Here is a 16,969-nt window from a genome sequence, read left to right as displayed (position 1 = left end):
GCGGCCGCCCGATGGATCTGTTTCTGCACTATTTGAGCTTGCCGTATCTGTTGCACGGGATCGGCTTCACGATCGCCGTGACCGTGCTCGGGCTTGCCGGCGGACTGCTGGTGGGCCTCGTGCTTGCGGCGATGCAGTTGAGCAAGGTGGGCCCGCTCGCGGCGATCGCGCGCGGTTATACGGTGATTTTCCGCGGCACGCCGCTGATCCTGCAACTCGTGTTCGCCTACGACGCGCTGCCGCACATCGGGCTCAAGCTGAGCGCGCTGGGCGCCGCGGGGCTTGCGCTCGCGGCGAACGAAGGGCCGTTTATCGCGGAGATCCTGCGCGCGGGCGTGCTCGGCGTCGACCGCGGACAACTGCTGGCCGGGCAGGCGCTCGGCATGACGCCGGCCGTGCTGATGCGACGCGTCATCTCGCCGCAAGCCATCCGCACGATCGTGCCGGCGCTGGGCAACGAGTCCGTGAGCGCATTGAAGAACTCGTCGCTTGCGTCGGTGATTGCAGTCGACGAACTGACGCTGCGCAGTACGCAGCTTGCGTCTTCGACGTTCGATTTCTTTTCGATCTTCTTTGCGTCCGGTTTGATGTATCTGCTATTGACCGGCGCGATTGCGCTGATTCAGCTGTTCGCCGAATCAGCGCTGGATCTGGACCGCGCTCCTTCAGAGCGGTTTACGCGGTTTTTGCCGTGGCGTCGCCGTAGCGCAGACGCCGATGATGCTGACGTGCAGGCGAATGCAGTGGGTAACGGCGGCGCAGCAGCGGATGCCGCGTTGCAATCCGCGGCGTCTGCGTCCACATCCGCATCCGCCGCGCTGTCCTCGCCGGAACCGTTGCGCGCAGCCGTTGCGTCGCCGGCGGATCGCGCAAAGCGCTACGCACAACTCGCGCAGCGTCCCGCGGCGGTCCGTGTAACGGGTCTGCACAAGCGCTACGGCAAGCAGACCGTGCTCGACCGCTTCGATCTGACCGTGCAAGCGGGCGAGGTCATCGCGCTGCTGGGCCCGAGCGGCTCGGGCAAGAGCACGCTGCTGCGCTGTATCAACCATCTCGAGCAATGGGATGCGGGGCAGATTCACGTGGGCGGGCGCAGGCTCGGCTATCGCGAAGACGGCCGGCCGATGCGCGCACGCGATATTGCCAACGAACGCGCGAGCGTCGGCGTCGGTATGGTGTTCCAGCAGTTCAACCTGTTCAGCCATCTGAGCGCGCGCGAAAACATCGCCGGTCCGTTGCGCTGGGTGCATCGGATGCAGGCCGCCGAGGCCGACCGCCGTGCGGGCGAACTGCTCGAACGCGTCGGCCTGAGCCATCGCGCCGATGCCCTGCCGCGCCATCTGTCGGGCGGCCAGCAGCAGCGTGTCGCGATTGCGCGCGCGTTGGCGCCGAGTCCGCGTGTGCTGCTGCTCGACGAGCCGACCTCCGCGCTCGACCCCGAACTGGTCGGCGAAGTGCTCGACGTGATCCAGCGGCTCGCGTTCGAGGAAGGACTGACGATGATCATTTCCACGCATCAGCTGCGCTTTGCCGATCAGGTTGCCGATCGCGTCGTCTTCATGAGCGGCGGCAACGTCGTCGAGCAAGGGCCGGCGCATGAACTGCTCAGGCATCCGCAACATCCGCTGACGACGAAGTTCCTCAGCGTGATGGGCGCCGATACCGGTTTTGAACTGGCCACGAGGTCCGAAACGATATGAAGCACCACACACTTCCCGTATCGCCGGAAACGGTTCATTGGGGTTATTTCAGCAAGCAGGTTGCACCCTCGCTGACCGTGCGTTCCGGCGACCGCGTGACGATCGAAACGCTGACCCATCACGCGAACGACGATCACGAGCGAATGATTGCCGGCGACCCCGGCGCCGAAAGCGTGTTTCACTGGACGCGCGAACACAAGGCTGTGCCGCGCCGTGGCGCGGGCCCGACCGAGGGGCCGTTCAAGCTCGGCTCCGGCGAGGGCGTCGGCGTGCATCTGCTGACGGGGCCGGTGGCCATCGAAGGTGCAGAAGCGGGCGATGTGCTCGAAGTACGGATTCTCGACGTCCGTCCGCGGCCGAGCTGCAGCGCGTGCTATGCGGGCCGCTGCTTTGGTTCGAATGTCGCGGCGTCGTGGGGCTTTCACTACCGCGATCTGATCGAAGAACCGAAGCCGCGCGAAGTCGTGACGATATTCGAGCTCGATACCGCCGGCGAGCCGTATGCACGCGCGGTTTATAACTACGTGTGGACGCCGCAGACCGACCCCGACGGGGTCGTGCATGCGACGATCGACTATCCGGGTGTCAAGGTCGATCACACGCTCGTGCGCAAGCGCGAACACATCCTGCCGAACGTGAAAGTGCCGGCACGTCTGCATTTCGGCACGATGGGCCTCGCGCCCGCCGAATCCGACTACGTGAGTTCGATTCCGCCGGGACATACGGGCGGCAATATCGACGACTGGCGCGTCGGCAAGGGCGCGAAGATGTACTACCCGGTTGCGGTCGACGGTGCGTATTTTTCCGTTGGCGATCCGCATGCGGCGCAAGGCGACAGCGAACTTGGCGGCACGGCGATCGAATGCTCGCTGACCGGCGACTTCGAATTCGTGCTCCACAAAAAGAACGATCTCGCCGGCACGACGCTGGAAGGACTCACGCATCCGATGCTCGAAACCGACGAGCTGTGGTCGGTGTACGGCTTTACGTTCGCGAATTACCTCGCGGAACTCGGCCCGAACGCGCAACTCGAGGTCGCGCAGCACGCAAGCCTCGATAAGGCGATGCGCGACGCGTTTCGCAAGCTGCGCCGTTTTCTGATGACGGTGCACCGGATGAGCGAAGACGAAGCGATTGCGCTGATGTCGGTGGCGGCGGATTTTGGCGTCACGCAAGTGGTCGACGGCAACTGGGGCGTGCACGGGTCGATTCGAAAGAACATGTTCGTTGCCGGATGATTCGATTCCCTTTGCGGCTTCGCTGACGCATTGCTGACGCTGCTGGACGTTGCGCATTGCCCCGTTGCCTTTTGCGCGCCAGCACAGTGCATGTGCGCGACTCTGGCGCAGGAATGCGCGCGCCAATGCCCGTCGACAGGGCGTTGCGCGCTTCCTGTGCATTCCGTTTGCTTGCGCGGCGTGCACGCCTATGCGCCGCACATTGCGCGCGCCGCTTTTCGGGCAGCGATGGCATAAAGGTTGCCTTGTCTAGCCGCGATAACGCGTCTGGTGCTGCGAGGAGGCCAAACAGGCAGGTTCCGGGCGTTGCCGCGCGGCGTTACCGCGTCGCTTGTCACGACCCGGAGTCTTACGTTGGAACCGCTGCGCTTCACGACCGAATCCTATCCACAAGCCGGGCGGTTGCGCGCATGGCGCGACGCGCTCGACGGAATCGGTCTGCGCAGCAGCGTCGCCGGCGCGCCGCAAGCGGCTCGCGCGCTGCACGGCATCATCGAATCGCGGACATCGATCGGCGGCTTCGCGCTCAGCGTGCTGACGTCGGTTGCGCAAACACTCGAACTGAAGACGTCCGCCGCCGATAGCCTGCAGATCGTGCTTGCCGTCGACGGCGCCGCGACGCTTGTCGCTGATGGCCGGCGCGAACCGGTTGCGGTGCACGACATCGTTTATCTGCCGCCGCGCGAACAGGCGTCGCTCGTGTTTGCGACGGACTTTCGCGTGTTCGTCGTGCGTGTGCCGCGCGTAGCGGTCGGCGCGCGTCTGTTTGCATCGTCATCGATACGCGCCGGCAGAATTGCCGCCGACGCGGGAATCGGGCACGTGTTTTCGGCGTTTCTCGCGTCGATTGCGGAAAGCGTCGATACGCTGTCGGTCGGCGAGTTGCGGCCCCTCGAACTGGCGCTTGCCGAGTTCCTCGTAGCGTGTCTCGCCGGGCGTCAACGCGAAGCGAGCATCAACGGCCTGAGCACATCGCAGGCGGCGATCTTTGCGCGCGTGTGCCGTACGATCGACGAACGCCTTGGCGATCCGGCGATCAGCCTTGCCGCGATCGCGCAGGAGGAGCGCGTTTCGTCGCGCTATCTGCAGAAGCTGTTCGAGATGATCGGCCAGAATTTTTCCGCTTATTTGCGCCAGCGGCGCCTCGAGCGCTGCCGCGCGGAACTCGTCGACCCGCTCTACGACAAGATGTCGATCTCCGACATCTGCTTTCGCTGGGGCTTTAACGATCCCGCGCACTTTAGCCGCGCGTTTCGCGAGCAGTATCAGATGTCGCCGCGTGCCTTTCGTCACGGAGCGGGTCTCGAGCTTGCGCGGCATCTCGTGCAGCGCATGTCGCGAGGCGTGCCGCTCAATGCGGAATCATTGCTTGTGCATGCGCCACCCGCGAGTGGAGTGCGTGCGGCATCTTTAACAACAATGGCAAGCGATGTCGATGGCGGCGCGGATACGATCGTCGCGCGTCCGCCGGCGAAATTGCCCATCGGCAGCGGCAAGGGCGGCAGCCGCCGGGCGGCGAGACCGCGCCACCATTTGTTGCGCGCCACCGCGAATACGGTGCATTGGGGTTACTTTTCGCACGACCTGAAGGCCGTGCTCGAAGTCGACAGCGGCGATACCGTCACGATCGAGACGCTGACGCAGCATGCGTCGGACGACTGGGCACGCATGGTAGCCGGCGACCCGGGCGCCGAAAGCGTGTTTCACTGGACTGCCGAGCGCAAGAACGTCAATCGGCGCGGCGCGGGACCGATCGATGCGTCGATCTATGGACGTGGCGCAGGCGAAGGCTTCGGCGTGCATATCTGCACCGGGCCGGTCGCGGTGCGCGGCGCGGAGCCGGGCGATGTGCTCGAAGTGAAAATTCTCGATGTGCATCCACGCCGCTGCGCGAACCCGCATTTCGCGGGCCGGACATTCGGCAGCAATGCCGCCGCATGGTGGGGCTTTCACTATCGCGAACTGCTGACCGAGCCGAAGCCGCGTGAAGTCATCACGATTTACGAACTCGATGCCGATCTGCCGGAGCATGGTTCGTCGTTTGCGCGCGCCGTCTACAACTACCGGTGGACGCCGCAGCGCGATCCGTTCGGCGTCGTGCATCCGACCATCGACTATCCGGGCGTGCCGGTCGATCATTCGACGGTTGTCGAAAATCATGACGTACTGAAGAACGTGCGAATCCCTGTGCGGCCGCACTTCGGGCTGATCGCGGTCGCACCGCAGCAGGACGGCTTGATCGATTCGATTCCGCCGTCCGCGTTCGGCGGCAATCTCGACAACTGGCGCGTTGCGCGCGGCGCGAGCGTTTATCTGACGGTGGGTGTGGCAGGCGCGCTGCTGTCGGTCGGCGATCCGCATGCGTCGCAGGGCGATTCGGAACTGTGCGGGACGGCGATCGAATGCTCGCTGACAGGCGACTTCCAGTTGATCCTGCACAAGAAGGCGACGCTTGCCGGAAAGCCGTTTGCCGATCTCACCTATCCGCTCGTCGAAACGGCCGATGAATGGGTGCTGCATGGATTCAGTCATCCGAACTACCTGACCGAATTCGGTTCTCATGCGCAAAGCAAGGTCTATGAGAAATCGACGCTCGATCTCGCCATGCGCGATGCGTTTATCAAAACCCGTCGTTTTCTGATGACCACCAAAGGGCTTAGCGAAGACGAGGCGATCTCGCTGATGTCGGTGGCGGTGGATTTCGGCGTGACGCAGGTGGTGGATGGCAATTGGGGCGTGCACGCCATCATTCGCAAGGCTTTGTTTACCGACGGATCCTAGCGCGTCATCCGCCGCACAGCACGCCGGCTTCGAGCGTCGCCGCTCTGGGCGCGCGCGCCTGCATCGGTTCGAGTTGTGCAGCGTCGGTTTCGTTAAATGGAATCTGGTTCGCTGCGAGAAATGCCTTTAGCGTTTGAGCCGATACGGCGACCACGTAGCCGGCTGCGCCGCTGCGTGTGACGAATGCACGCGGATCTTCTCCCGAAACCTGTGTTCGATCGGTGACGAGGCCGACTACGAGTCCCGCCTGGTCGAGCACCGGGCTGCCGCTCGCGCCGTTCGTGGCGGACGACATCAATGTGAACGTACCCGTCGCCGCGGTGGGTTGATCGCGCGTCACGGCGTTATACATCGTGCTCGTTCGATCCGGCATATGGTGCAGTACTTCGTAGCCGGCAGTAAACACCGGCTGCGCGCCGCCGACGGTACCGGTTTTAGGGAAACTGGCGGCGAGGAACGGTTTGATGCTGCTGGTAATCACTGCAAGGTCCGCGTCCGCGCTAACCGCCTTGATCTTTGCGCGCGCGACTTGTCCATCCTTGATCAGGAAAATCGATTGACATGCTTGTACAACATGCCGCGCGGTTAGCACATCGCCGCGATCGTTGACGAAGAAGCCCGTTGCGTTGGCCTCGAGCGCAGTCGCGTCGCGATGCTTCGGCGGTTCGTTCGTCATCGACTCACCAGCGGCTTGCGCCGCGGCGTGACACATAACGATCAGCGACAGCGTTGTGCCACTGACACACAGGCGGCGCAGGGCTTGCGCGTTCACGGCGTGTTTTCTCCCGGCATCGGCGGCGGATCGGGCGAGTCGTCATCGTCGGCGTCGGGGTTTTCTTCGAGCTGCAGTTGCACGCGCAACGGTTGCCGCATGTCGGGCGGCGGCGGCTCGGTCATCGGACGCGCGGTCAATAGTTGCCGCAGGTCCGCGTCGGCTTTTGCGTCGCCGAGCGAATCGAATGCCACGCGCGAGACGGATCCGTCAGCGCCGAACCAGGCGCGAACCACGACAGACTTGAGCGACGTATCGCCTTTGGCGTTTTTGTGCCGCTGCTCCAGATAGGTATGCAACGCGTCCGCTGCATCGTTATCGGCTTCGAGCCACGCCTGGAATTGCCGCCCCGCCAGTTGCGCGTAGGCAATCCACGGTTGCGGTATCTCGGACGATTGTCCCCAGGCAGTGGCGGAGAAGGCGAACACCAGGCCGGTCACGATCGCGGCGGCGCCGATCCGTTTTACGTTGCTGGTCATCAACGACACCTCGATCAATGCGGCATTTTCATGGCCTCGATCCCGTTATGCGTGGAGCAAGGGCTGCCCGTATTTCGTCGCGCGCAATCATAGGGCTTGATGAAGACAATGCCGTGGCGAAAGCGTACGCACAACGCTTCTGACGATCCGACCCCAGCGGGCGAGCGTGGGACAGGCAACATTATTTTTGCCGATCTGCTTGATCTCGTTTTAGATGTCAGCTATCTTCTATCCGAACGGATTGAACATGGAGCGTCGCAAGCGATGAAAAAGTCAAAGGTCGAAACGGCCGAAACGCGTCGGCGAATCGTCGATGTGGCGGCTCGCCAGTTCCGGCTCAATGGCATTCAGGCGACGGGCCTCAACGACTTGATGGCGGAAGCGGGATTGACGCGCGGCGGCTTCTATCGGCACTTTGAATCGAAAGACCAATTGGTGGCCGAGGCATGCGCAAAGAGTTTCGAATCGATGATCGCTTCACTGGAAAGCGCGGCGAGCGAAAGCGAAAGTGACGTTGAAGCTGCAGCCAGTTTTCAGGCGATTGTCGATCGCTACGTGTCGGCCGATCATCGCGACAATCGCGTTGCCCGATGCCCGCTTGCCGCAATGGGCAGCGAACTGGCCCGGGCCGACGAAGGCACGCGCACGGCCGCGTCGGAAGGGATGGACGATCTCGTCGAGATGGTGACGAAGTGGCTCGGCCGTTCGCAGCCGCAAGCGCCGCAGTCTCGCGCTGTATTTGCGGTCGCGGCCATGGTTGGGGCCGTCACAATGTCGCGGATTATCGTCGACCCTGATGCCTCGTCGCGCGTCTTGCAGTGCGTCAAGGAACACCTCGACACGCTTTAGATAACGGCAATGAGCATGCCGTGGAGAGTGTTTATCCACCCACGTGTGTGAATATGCACATTAAGGATGTAGTCTGCAACGGAGTATCGAAATCATGGAACAACGCAAGTTACTGGTGACGGGCGCGACCGGCAAAACCGGTGTGCACACGGTGCGCAATCTGATCGACGATGGCCATGCGGTTCGGGCGTTTGTTCATAGCGACGACGCGCGCAGCGACGCACTTCGAAAACTCGGCGCGGAAATCGTCGTGGGCGATCTGCTCGACCATGACGCCGTGATCCGCGCCATGGACGGTGTCTCGGGTGCCTACCTGTGTTACCCCGTGCGCCCGAACCTTATCCAGGTGACCGCCTATTTCGCGGATGCCGCGCGTCGGGCAGGGCTCGATGTCGTCGTCAACATGTCGCAGATCTCGGCTCGTGAAGATTCGAAGAGCCATGCCGCGCGCAATCACTGGATTGCCGAGCGTGTGCTCGACTGGTCAGGCGCGCCGACGGTGCACATTCGCCCGACATTCTTTTCCGAATGGCTGCGGTTTCCGTGGGTGCGCGACCCGATGCTGAAGCAGGGAAAAATCACGCTTCCCTACGGCAACGGGCGCCACGCGCCGATCTCGGGTGAAGATCAAGCGCGCGTGATCGCCGCTTTGCTGACGAAGCCCGCGGCGCATGTCGGCAAGATTTATCGGCTCTGCGGTGCGCGTGAACTCGACCAGCGAGAGATTGCCGAGGTGGTCGGCAACTTCCTCGATCGCACGATTGTGTATAGCCCCAGCAGTATTGAGCAGTATCGAGAGCATCTGGGAACGTACGGCCTGCCCGAGTTCATTATTCAGCACTTTGTTGAAGTGGCGATCGACTATCAGAACGGCATTTTTGCCGGCACCAACGACGTCATTGAGAACGTCACGGGCACCGCGCCGCAGCCGCTTGAGGCCTTTCTTGCGGCCAATCGCGATGCATTCATCGTGTAGCAGGCGCGCTATCGGCGCTCGCTAACAATTCGTATCCCTCTGAACTGTGTCACCCGACGAAGGCAACCCCATGTCAAAGATCATTCTTATCACCGGTGCGAGCAGCGGCTTCGGACGCGACACCGCGGAGACGCTCTCGAAAGCGGGACACCGCGTATTCGCATCGATGCGCGATACGACGGGCCGCAACCGGCCGCATGCCGACGCGCTGCGCGCGAAGGGGATCGAAGTCGTCGAACTCGACGTGACCGACGATAAGTCGGTCGAGCAAGGCGTGGCTTCCGTCATCGCGAAAGCGGATCGGCTCGATGTGCTGATCAACAACGCAGGCCTCGGCTCGGCGGGCATTTCCGAATCGTTCACGGCGGACCAGGTGCGCGCACTTTTCGACGTCAACGTGATCGGTGTGCAACGGACACTGCGCGCCGCATTGCCGGCGTTCCGTCGCCAGGGCGAGGGGCTCGTGGTGAATATCGGTTCGTTCCTCGGCCGCGTGACGTTTCCGTTTTTCGGCCTGTACGGCGCGTCGAAGTTCGCGCTGGAGGCATTGACCGACAGCTACCGCTACGAGCTTTCGCAACTGGGCGTCGACGTGGTCCTCGTTCAACCGAGCAGCTATCCGACGAATATGTTCTCGAGCGCGCAGAAGGCGGGCGATGCGGAACGCGCTGCCGGCTATGGCGAAATCGGCGCGATTCCGGGCAAGATGGTGGAGCGATTGATGGACCTGTTCGCCAGCGAGAATGCGCCGAACCCGCATGACGTGGCCGAAGCGATCAGCCGGATCGTCGCTCAACCGAATGGATCGCGTGCGGCGCGCGTGATCGTCGGCGAATCGTTGGGCGCCGATGCGGTCAACGCGCAGGCCGCGCAGGTGCAGGCGCATCTGCTCGAAGGTCTCGGGCTCGGGTTTCTCGACAAATTGCGGACGGTTCCCGCGGAAGCGGACGCATGATGTCTGAGGTAGAACCTCAACGAGCGGCGGCGGGAATTCATCCGCTCGATCATGCGATATGGAATGCGCTCACTACGACGCAAAGCCGCTTCGCCGTCGGCGATGAAAGGGCGGTGCGGTACCCGGCGACGATCGCGCCTTTTGCGGCGATCGTCGATTCGAGTGCGGAATCGTTCGCAAGCTTGCGCTTGCTGATCGAAGCGCATGGTCCAGCTGCATTCATGGAAAAAGCCGATATCGATGTACCACCAGACTTCGCAGTCGTCCGGCGCGCGACGCTGCTTCAAATGATCTGGCAAGACGCCGAAGTGGTTCAGCAGGGCGAATTGCAGCCTGTGAGACTTACCGGACGCGACGTGCCGGAAATGCTGGCGTTGACGCATGCGACACAGCCGGGTCCATTCGGTCCGCGCACCATCGAACTCGGTTCCTACTTTGGTGTTCGCAAAGACGGAAGGCTGGTCGCGATGGCGGGTGAACGCATGAGGCTCGATGGATTTACCGAGATCAGCGCCGTGTGCGTCGACCCGGCGTTCCGCGGGCAAGGTTATGCGCGCGGACTGATGCTGCTGCTGATCTCGGTGATTAGCACACGTGGGGAGACACCGTTCCTTCATGTTTTCGCGGCGAATGAGCAGGCAATCGCCCTCTACCGTGCACTCGGCTTTGTCGACCGGCAAGCGTTTCGGCTAACGGTGCTTGACTGCGCATAACGCAAGCCGCGGGAGCGAGGCGTTGGCAGCCAGCCTTCGCCCGCGCTCTACTTCGCCGTTTGCGTACAGGTCACGGTGCCGCTGTCTCCCCCCTTGAACTGCGATTCGAAGTACTCACCCCTGATTGTGATCGGTGACTTCGCAACGATCGCGGCCAACAACACACCGTGATCGTCGTGGTCGGTCGCGGATGCGAAGTTGAATGCGACGCGCTTGCCTTCGACGATCGCCTCGCCGGTATAGGCAGCCTGATCCTCGACGTAACCGGTGATGCTGTAGCCTCTACTATGCAAACCGTGATGCGGGTTGCGGCGGATTTCATGCCTGTCCTTGAAATCGCCGAGATGCTCGTCGTGGCCGACGCAGGCGTAGTCGCCGCTGATGTCGATCGGGGCATCTTTGGCCTGGGCGGCGTCGGCGATCGACGCGGTGAGTAGCACAGTCAACAACGCCTCACGGGCGCGGGTGCGCATGGCCAGGTGTTTCCTGCGTTTCGTTTCAGCCTTGCATTGCTTCGCATCGCGAATTGACGTACGCATCGAAATCTCCGTCCTAGGGAAGATAACCCGTTCGATGGCGCTGATCGCGAAGTCGGAACGGGCCACTGCCGGCTATGTTTGACGTGAGTTCTTAGTCGACAGCAAAGCCAGAACAACCCATGTAATGGGCTTATTCCATGCTGCGATTCGCGCGGTTGTGCGCGCCGTTATCTTCACCGGAGGCGGATCGATGTAACCGGAGATGTAGCGAAAAAGTATGCGGCTTAAAGGCCTGAGACAAGCCGAGGGATCATGCAGCGTCTGCTGGCTCGGCAAGCGGCGACGCTGCCCGAACCTTATCTTCGTCTTTGCGCCGGCCTTTGAATTTCTTCGCGTACAGCGCGGTCAACAGCGGCGCCAGCAGCGACGTCACAATCGTCGATGCCGCAATTTGCGGCGTGGCCACCGCGATCAGCGACGCAAGATGCGGATCGACGGCCGCGAGCGCGGTCGGTGTGGCGACCGCATTGCCCGCGGTCGTCGACACTGCTGCACCCGCTACACCGATGCCGCCCGCCAGCCGCGACGCGATGATATTCACGATGCCGCCGAATACAAGCGTGATGAGCCCAAGCAGAATGCCCGATACGCCCGCACCGAGAATCGCGTGCAGATTGATCTGTGCGCCGAGGCCGAATGCGAAGAACGGGATCAGCAGATCGCCACCCGATTTGAGGAACGATCGCATGTTGCGGTCGAGGTTGCCGAGCACCATGCCGATCAGAATCGGCAGAATTGTCGCGAGTAATTCGATAAACGGAATTTTGGCGAGCCCCGATACGCCGAGCGCGACCATCGTGATGAATGGGCCTTCGAGAATCGACAGCACCGCGAGCGCGCCGCGATCGACCTCGTCGCCGAACTGTTTGGTCAGTGCTGCATAGAGACCCATGTTCGCATTGGTCATGGCCGCGATAATCACCATGCCGGACAGCCCGAACACCGGCTTGCCCTTGAAGACATAGCTAACGAGCAAACCGATTGCGACGCCGCTAACGAGTTTCGAAAGGGTAATCGCGGCACCGTTTTTAAGCGCTCGCGGCGCGGTCTTCAGCTGAATCTCGGCGCCCATGCAGACAAAGAACACCGCGAGAATCGGCAACGCACCATGCGCGAGCGACGTCGAAAAACTGCCGATCGAAAGGACGTGGGGGAAATAGGTGTTGAGCAGGCTACCCCACAACAGCGGGATGACCATCATGCCACCGGGAAATCGCTCGATGGCTTCCTTGATCTTCATGTTGAATTGTCTCCGTCAAACCGCGCAGCCGCATCGGCCGCTTTACCGCGTTACTGTCATTGCCCGCATATGGTGAGTGCACGCTCGATGCAGCGCAAATTGGTCGGGCCACATTCGTCACGGGCTGACGGAGATTTCATAAAGGTTTCTTGCGGCTTACCTGCCGTAGTTGCGCCGCGTATCGAACACTAAATCATTCGAACATCACACGGCCGGTGGTCCGCTCGTACCCCTAACGACCAGTTCGATCGGCAAGCATTCGGATTCCGGCATCGCATCGTTCTTCATCCAGTGCAGTACGGCGCGTGCCGCATGCACACCGAGGTCGTAAGTCGGCAGCAGCACCGTGGTGAGCGATGGCGTGATCTGTGATGCAATTGGCAGATCGTCGCAACCGACAATCGACAACTGCCGCGGCACGTCGATACCCCTGCCTTGCGCTTCGAACAGGCAACCCATTGCGAGCACATCGTTTCCACAGAAGACGGCGGTGGGCGCGGGCCGCAATTGCATCAGCAGCTTGAGGCCGGCGCGTCCGCCTTCGTAGCCGAACGGCTGCTCGACGACATTCGCTTCAGGCAGACGGATGCCGTGTTCGGCGAGCGTTTGTCGAAAGCCCTCGACCCGTTGACGGGCGCGATCGTTTTGCCGCATGAACCCCGAAATCACGCCGAAGCGGCGGTGCCCGAGTTCGAGCAGATGTTGCGCGGCAAGCCGCCCGATCTCACGATTGTCGAAGCCGATCACCGGTGCGACGTTTTCGTCGCCGTGCTGCGCTTGCCCCGGATACGTCCACATCAGCAGCAATGCAACGCGGCTCGCGCGGATCAGTTCGAATGTCTGCGGCGCGTGATCGATACCGACCAGAACGATCGCGTCGACCGCGCGCTCGAGCAGCGCACGGACCACTTCGATTTCAGCCGCCGGGTTGTATTCGTGCGCGGAAATCAGCAGCTGATAGCCGGAGCTCGACAGCGTGGTCTGCAGGCCCTGCACCGCGCGCGCGAAGATTGCATTGTCGAGCGTCGGCACGATTGCGCCGACCATGCGGCCGCGGCCGAGCGCGAGCGCGCGTGCGGAGCCGTCCGGCACGTAGCCGAGCGCGGCGATCGCATCGCGAATGCGGGCCCGCGTGTCCGGCTTCACGACATCCGGATTGGATAACGCACGCGAAACTGTCGATGTGGAGACGCCGGCGAGGGCAGCGACATCGCTGATGCGCGCGCGGGAAAGGGTACTCATGATTGCAGCGGTGCGGGACTCGTTCGGTTGCTGGATTTTAATCCGCTCCTGCAAACGCAAGACAAACTCCGTGCATCGGGTTGGTGGAAATACCGATGGAAGCTATGCGTAATGAGCCTAGAGTTGAATGCAAGCGCTTGCATTTATGACGCAGTACGGAACATTCAATGCCGAAAGTATTGCTCGGATGTTCGCTTCGATCTCGTGATTTACTCAAAAATGCAAGCGCTTGCATTTTGTGAAAATTGATGAGGAAAATGGCAATGAGCGTTGTCTACCTGAAGAAAGCGACGAAGACGCCCGAAAGCGAAACCGCGACTGCCCAGCGCGTTGTCGAAGAGATGCTTGCGCGCATCGAGACAGGCGGTGAGGACGCGGTGCGCGCCTATGCGAAAGAGCTCGACAAATGGGACGGCCCGATCGTCGTGTCTGCCGACGAAATGGAGCGGCGCGCGCGTGAAGTGCCAGCGCATGTAAGAGCCGATATCGATTTTGCAGCGCGTCAGGTGTTCGATTTCGCGGTCGCGCAGCGCCGCTCGATCGAGGACTTCGCGGTCGAATTGCACCCTGGCGTGACGGCGGGGCAGAAGGTTTTGCCGGTCAACGTCGTCGGCTGCTATGCACCGGCTGGGCGCTACGCGCATATTGCGTCCGCGTACATGACCGTCGCGACGGCCAAGGCGGCCGGTGTGAAAACCGTCATCGCGTGCTCGAGCCCGTTTCGCGGCGGTGGCATTCATCCATACGTGCTCTACGCATTCAAGGCCGCGGGCGCCGATGTCGTGATGACACTTGGCGGCGTGCAGGCCATTGCGTCGATGGCGCTCGGTCTTTTCACAGGCAAGCAGGCAGACGTCATTGTCGGACCGGGCAACAAGTTTGTCGCAGAGGCTAAACGCACGCTGTTCGGCAAGGTGGGCATCGATGTGTTCGCCGGCCCATCGGAAATCGCGGTCATTGCCGACGAAACCGCGGAAGCACGGATCGTCGCTAGCGATCTGGTCGGTCAGGCCGAACACGGTCACGAGTCGCCGGCATGGCTGATCACCACATCGAAGGTGCTCGCCGAAAACGTCATACGACTCGTGCCCGGGTTGATCGCCGACCTTCCGCCGACTGCGCGCGACGCAGCGGGGGCCGCCTGGCGCGACTACGGGGAAGTTGTGGTTTGCGATACGCGCGAAGAAGTGGTCGATGTTTCGGATCGCTATGCAGCCGAACACCTCGAGGTGCAAGCTGCGGATCTCGACTGGTGGCTCGAGCACCTGACCTGCTACGGCTCGCTCTTTCTCGGCGAGGAGACCACCGTTGCGTTCGGCGATAAAACAAGCGGGCCGAACCACGTGCTGCCGACGAAGGGCGCGGCACGCTATTCAGGCGGCCTGTCGGTTCACAAATTCATCAAGACGCTGACGTGGCAACGCATGACGCGCGACGCGGCGAAGCAGATCGGCGAAGTGACCGCGCGCATTTCGCGGCTCGAAGGCATGGAAGCGCATGCGCGCACCGCCGATGACCGATTGCGCAAGTACTTCCCGAACGAACAGTTTGAGCGAGGCATACCGGTTCAGGTTTGATGCCGCCGGCCAAGCTTCGATGTTTCGCTATCCGTAAGGTCAAAGGAGTTCGATTTGGACATCAACAAGCTGTTCGATCTGCATGGTCGCACGGCGCTTGTCACCGGCGGAAATGCAGGTATAGGCGGTGCGGTAGCGCATGCGCTGGGAAGTGCGGGTGCGCGCGTCGTGCTTGTGGCGCGTCGTCAAGCCGTGCTCGACGACGCGGCGAACTCGTTGCGGTCGCAGCGCATTGACGTGCATACACGCGCATGCGATCTGAGCGATTTGCCGGCCGCTCGTGCATGCGCGCTCGAAGTCGCGCAAAAGCACGGCCCGATCGATATTCTCGTCAACGCCGCCGGCATCAATCTGCGTCAGCCATTCGACGAGATCACGCCGGAAACCTGGCAGCAGCAGCTCACCGTTCAACTCAGTGCACCATTCTTTCTGACACAAGCGCTGGCGCCGCAAATGAAGGCACATGGCTATGGCCGCATTCTCAATATCGCGTCATTGCAGTCGTTTCGCGCTTTCGACAGGGGCGCGCCCTACGGCGCGGCAAAAGGCGGCATCGTGCAGCTGACACGCGCAGTTGCACAGGCATGGTCGATGCACGGCATTACATGCAATGCGATCGGTCCGGGCTTCTTTCCGACCGATCTGACCGCACCGATCTTCGACGATCCGGCACTCGCCGACCGTCATGCGAAGCAGACCTGCATCGGACGCAACGGCCGTCTCGAAGACCTCTACGGTATCGCCGTTTTTCTCGCGAGCGAGGCATCGGCCTATATCACCGGGCAGACGATCATGGTCGATGGCGGCTACACGGCGCGTTGAATGCGGATATGGAGGAATACGGAGGCTAGGGATGAAAGCACTTGTTTACACGCAGCCGAATGAAATCCGGCTACAGGAACGCCCGTACCCGGAAATCGCCGATAACGAGGTGATCATCAGGATCGACGCGGTCGGCATTTGCGGCTCCGACATGCACGCGTTTCACGGTCACGATCCGCGCCGCAAGCCAGGCCTCGTGCTCGGCCACGAGTTCTCAGGGACGATTGCCGATACGCGCGCCCACGGCCTGAAGGCGGGCATGCGCGTCACCGGCAATCCGCTGATTACGTGCGGCCATTGCGAGTACTGCGAACAGGGGCGCGACAACCTCTGCGTCAATCGCACGATGGTCGGCATGACGCGTCCGGGCGCGTTTGCCGAATACATGTCGATTCCGGCTTCGAGTGTGATCGAAATTCCGTCCGACATGCCCGCCTCGCATGCGGCCGTCACCGAGCCGGCGGCGACCGCTTTGCACGCGTTGAACCTGTCGATGCGGGCCATGACGAGACCGTTGCCGGAAACGCGTACGCTGGTTATCGGTGGAGGCGCGATCGGCATGCTGTCCGCGCTGCTGCTGCGCTCGTATGGCTGCCGTTCAGTCGAACTCGCGGAGGTCAATCCGCTCAGGCGCGCATCGGCGGAGAAATACGCCGGCTGCACGGCGTTCAATCCTTTGGATACGCCAGTGCCCGAGAACCGCTTCGACTTCGTCATCGATGCCGTCGGCGCCAAGCCGACGCGCACGCTTGCGCTCGCCGCGGTAAAGCCGGGCGGGGTCGTCATGCATATCGGCCTGCAGGACTGGGCGAGCGACATCGACATGCGCAAGCTGACGCTCGCCGAAATCACGCTGCTCGGCAGCTTTACCTATTCGATGGCCGACCTTCGCGCGACGGTGGCCGCATTGCATGACGGCGCGTTCGGCTCGCTCGAATGGCTCGACATCCGTCCGCTCGATACAGGCGGCGATGTGTTCGTCGAACTCGACAAAGGCCGTATTGCGGCAAGCAAGGTGATTCTGACGCCCGCGAGCATCACTCGCTGAATGGAGACTAAAGAGCGCTTAAGCGCCTAAAGGGGGCA

14 protein-coding genes and 1 pseudogene are annotated in these 16,969 nt (G+C 62.0%); 10 read left to right on the top strand and 5 right to left on the bottom strand.

Translation table 11 applies throughout. The features are described 5' to 3' along the window. Positions 1-11 precede the first annotated feature (11 nt). The 3 genes and pseudogenes from KZJ38_RS23625 to KZJ38_RS23615 all read left to right on the top strand — a co-directional run bounded on the left by KZJ38_RS23625 (position 12) and on the right by KZJ38_RS23615 (position 5,719). The gene (locus tag KZJ38_RS23625; RefSeq protein WP_219802114.1) at positions 12-1,700 is read left to right on the top strand and encodes an amino acid ABC transporter permease/ATP-binding protein; all 1,689 of its coding nucleotides are present in this window, start codon (positions 12-14) and stop codon (positions 1,698-1,700) included. After that, positions 1,700-2,938 (top strand): annotated as a pseudogene (locus tag KZJ38_RS23620) (acetamidase/formamidase family protein); the annotation flags it as partial. The gene KZJ38_RS23625 and the pseudogene KZJ38_RS23620, both read left to right, overlap by 1 nt. 354 nt (positions 2,939-3,292) lie before the next feature. Beyond that, positions 3,293-5,719 (top strand): acetamidase/formamidase family protein, encoded by a 2,427-nt coding sequence (locus tag KZJ38_RS23615; RefSeq protein ID WP_219802112.1) that lies wholly within the window; start codon positions 3,293-3,295, stop codon positions 5,717-5,719. Positions 5,720-5,723: 4 nt separating this feature from the next. Here KZJ38_RS23615 and KZJ38_RS23610 read toward each other — a convergent pair whose 3' ends face one another. Together KZJ38_RS23610 and KZJ38_RS23605 are read right to left on the bottom strand one after the other, a co-directional pair. Then, positions 5,724-6,491 carry a S1 family peptidase gene (locus KZJ38_RS23610; RefSeq protein ID WP_219802111.1) on the bottom strand — a complete coding sequence of 256 codons (768 nt, stop codon included), beginning with the start codon at positions 6,489-6,491 and terminating at the stop codon, positions 5,724-5,726. After that, positions 6,488-6,970: a YbaB/EbfC family DNA-binding protein gene (locus tag KZJ38_RS23605; RefSeq protein ID WP_219802110.1), complete on the bottom strand. Its 483-nt coding sequence runs from the start codon at positions 6,968-6,970 to the stop codon at positions 6,488-6,490. Before KZJ38_RS23605 ends, KZJ38_RS23610 begins: the two co-directional genes overlap by 4 nt. A gap of 264 nt (positions 6,971-7,234) precedes the next feature. Between KZJ38_RS23605 and KZJ38_RS23600 the strand changes: the two genes are divergently transcribed. From KZJ38_RS23600 to KZJ38_RS23585, 4 genes are all read left to right on the top strand, one after another. Next, entirely contained in the window at positions 7,235-7,819 is a 585-nt protein-coding gene (locus tag KZJ38_RS23600) for a TetR/AcrR family transcriptional regulator (RefSeq protein ID WP_219802109.1), read from the top strand. A 94-nt stretch (positions 7,820-7,913) separates the two neighbouring features. Continuing rightward, complete coding sequence (locus KZJ38_RS23595) at positions 7,914-8,795, top strand: NmrA family NAD(P)-binding protein (RefSeq protein WP_219802108.1); 882 nt, start codon at positions 7,914-7,916, stop codon at positions 8,793-8,795. 70 nt (positions 8,796-8,865) lie between these two features. Then, positions 8,866-9,750, top strand: coding sequence for an SDR family oxidoreductase (locus KZJ38_RS23590; RefSeq protein WP_219802107.1), 885 nt, complete (start codon positions 8,866-8,868; stop codon positions 9,748-9,750). Between the two features lie 188 nt (positions 9,751-9,938). Then, positions 9,939-10,463, top strand: a complete 525-nt coding sequence (locus tag KZJ38_RS23585) for a GNAT family N-acetyltransferase (RefSeq protein WP_343223876.1) — start codon at positions 9,939-9,941, stop codon at positions 10,461-10,463. A gap of 47 nt (positions 10,464-10,510) precedes the next feature. Here the strand turns inward: KZJ38_RS23585 and KZJ38_RS23580 are convergent, their stop codons facing one another. From KZJ38_RS23580 to KZJ38_RS23570, 3 genes are all read right to left on the bottom strand, one after another. Continuing rightward, a complete protein-coding gene (locus KZJ38_RS23580; protein WP_219802106.1) occupies positions 10,511-11,068 on the bottom strand; it encodes a hypothetical protein in 558 nt (185 codons plus the stop codon). A 184-nt stretch (positions 11,069-11,252) separates the two neighbouring features. Continuing rightward, entirely contained in the window at positions 11,253-12,242 is a 990-nt protein-coding gene (locus tag KZJ38_RS23575) for a 2-keto-3-deoxygluconate permease (protein ID WP_219802105.1), read from the bottom strand. Between the two features lie 204 nt (positions 12,243-12,446). Continuing rightward, positions 12,447-13,484: a LacI family DNA-binding transcriptional regulator gene (locus tag KZJ38_RS23570; protein ID WP_219802104.1), complete on the bottom strand. Its 1,038-nt coding sequence runs from the start codon at positions 13,482-13,484 to the stop codon at positions 12,447-12,449. Positions 13,485-13,747: 263 nt separating this feature from the next. Between KZJ38_RS23570 and hpsN the strand changes: the two genes are divergently transcribed. The 3 genes from hpsN to KZJ38_RS23555 are packed head-to-tail and all read left to right on the top strand — an operon-like array spanning position 13,748 to position 16,931. Beyond that, the gene (gene hpsN / locus KZJ38_RS23565; RefSeq protein ID WP_219802103.1) at positions 13,748-15,061 is read left to right on the top strand and encodes a sulfopropanediol 3-dehydrogenase; all 1,314 of its coding nucleotides are present in this window, start codon (positions 13,748-13,750) and stop codon (positions 15,059-15,061) included. Between the two features lie 54 nt (positions 15,062-15,115). Then, positions 15,116-15,883 carry an SDR family NAD(P)-dependent oxidoreductase gene (locus KZJ38_RS23560; protein WP_219802102.1) on the top strand — a complete coding sequence of 256 codons (768 nt, stop codon included), beginning with the start codon at positions 15,116-15,118 and terminating at the stop codon, positions 15,881-15,883. A gap of 31 nt (positions 15,884-15,914) precedes the next feature. After that, a complete protein-coding gene (locus tag KZJ38_RS23555) occupies positions 15,915-16,931 on the top strand; it encodes a galactitol-1-phosphate 5-dehydrogenase (protein ID WP_219802101.1) in 1,017 nt (338 codons plus the stop codon). Positions 16,932-16,969: the final 38 nt, after the last annotated feature.

This window comes from Paraburkholderia edwinii (assembly GCF_019428685.1).
Taxonomy (GTDB): Bacteria; Pseudomonadota; Gammaproteobacteria; order Burkholderiales; family Burkholderiaceae; genus Paraburkholderia; species Paraburkholderia edwinii.
Note: the sequence above shows the minus strand (reverse complement) of the source record. Positions and strands in the feature narration are given on the sequence as shown.

Excerpts from the sequence above, each read along its gene's own strand:
- KZJ38_RS23625 (WP_219802114.1), top strand. The coding sequence starts at position 12 with ATGGATCTGTTTCTGCACTATTTGAGCTTGCCGTATCTGTTGCACGGG.
- KZJ38_RS23605 (WP_219802110.1), bottom strand. The coding sequence starts at position 6,970 with ATGACCAGCAACGTAAAACGGATCGGCGCCGCCGCGATCGTGACCGGC.
- KZJ38_RS23600 (WP_219802109.1), top strand. The coding sequence starts at position 7,235 with ATGAAAAAGTCAAAGGTCGAAACGGCCGAAACGCGTCGGCGAATCGTC.
- KZJ38_RS23595 (WP_219802108.1), top strand. The coding sequence starts at position 7,914 with ATGGAACAACGCAAGTTACTGGTGACGGGCGCGACCGGCAAAACCGGT.
- KZJ38_RS23590 (WP_219802107.1), top strand. The coding sequence starts at position 8,866 with ATGTCAAAGATCATTCTTATCACCGGTGCGAGCAGCGGCTTCGGACGC.
- KZJ38_RS23575 (WP_219802105.1), bottom strand. The coding sequence starts at position 12,242 with ATGAAGATCAAGGAAGCCATCGAGCGATTTCCCGGTGGCATGATGGTC.
- KZJ38_RS23570 (WP_219802104.1), bottom strand. The coding sequence starts at position 13,484 with ATGAGTACCCTTTCCCGCGCGCGCATCAGCGATGTCGCTGCCCTCGCC.
- hpsN (WP_219802103.1), top strand. The coding sequence starts at position 13,748 with ATGAGCGTTGTCTACCTGAAGAAAGCGACGAAGACGCCCGAAAGCGAA.
- KZJ38_RS23555 (WP_219802101.1), top strand. The coding sequence starts at position 15,915 with ATGAAAGCACTTGTTTACACGCAGCCGAATGAAATCCGGCTACAGGAA.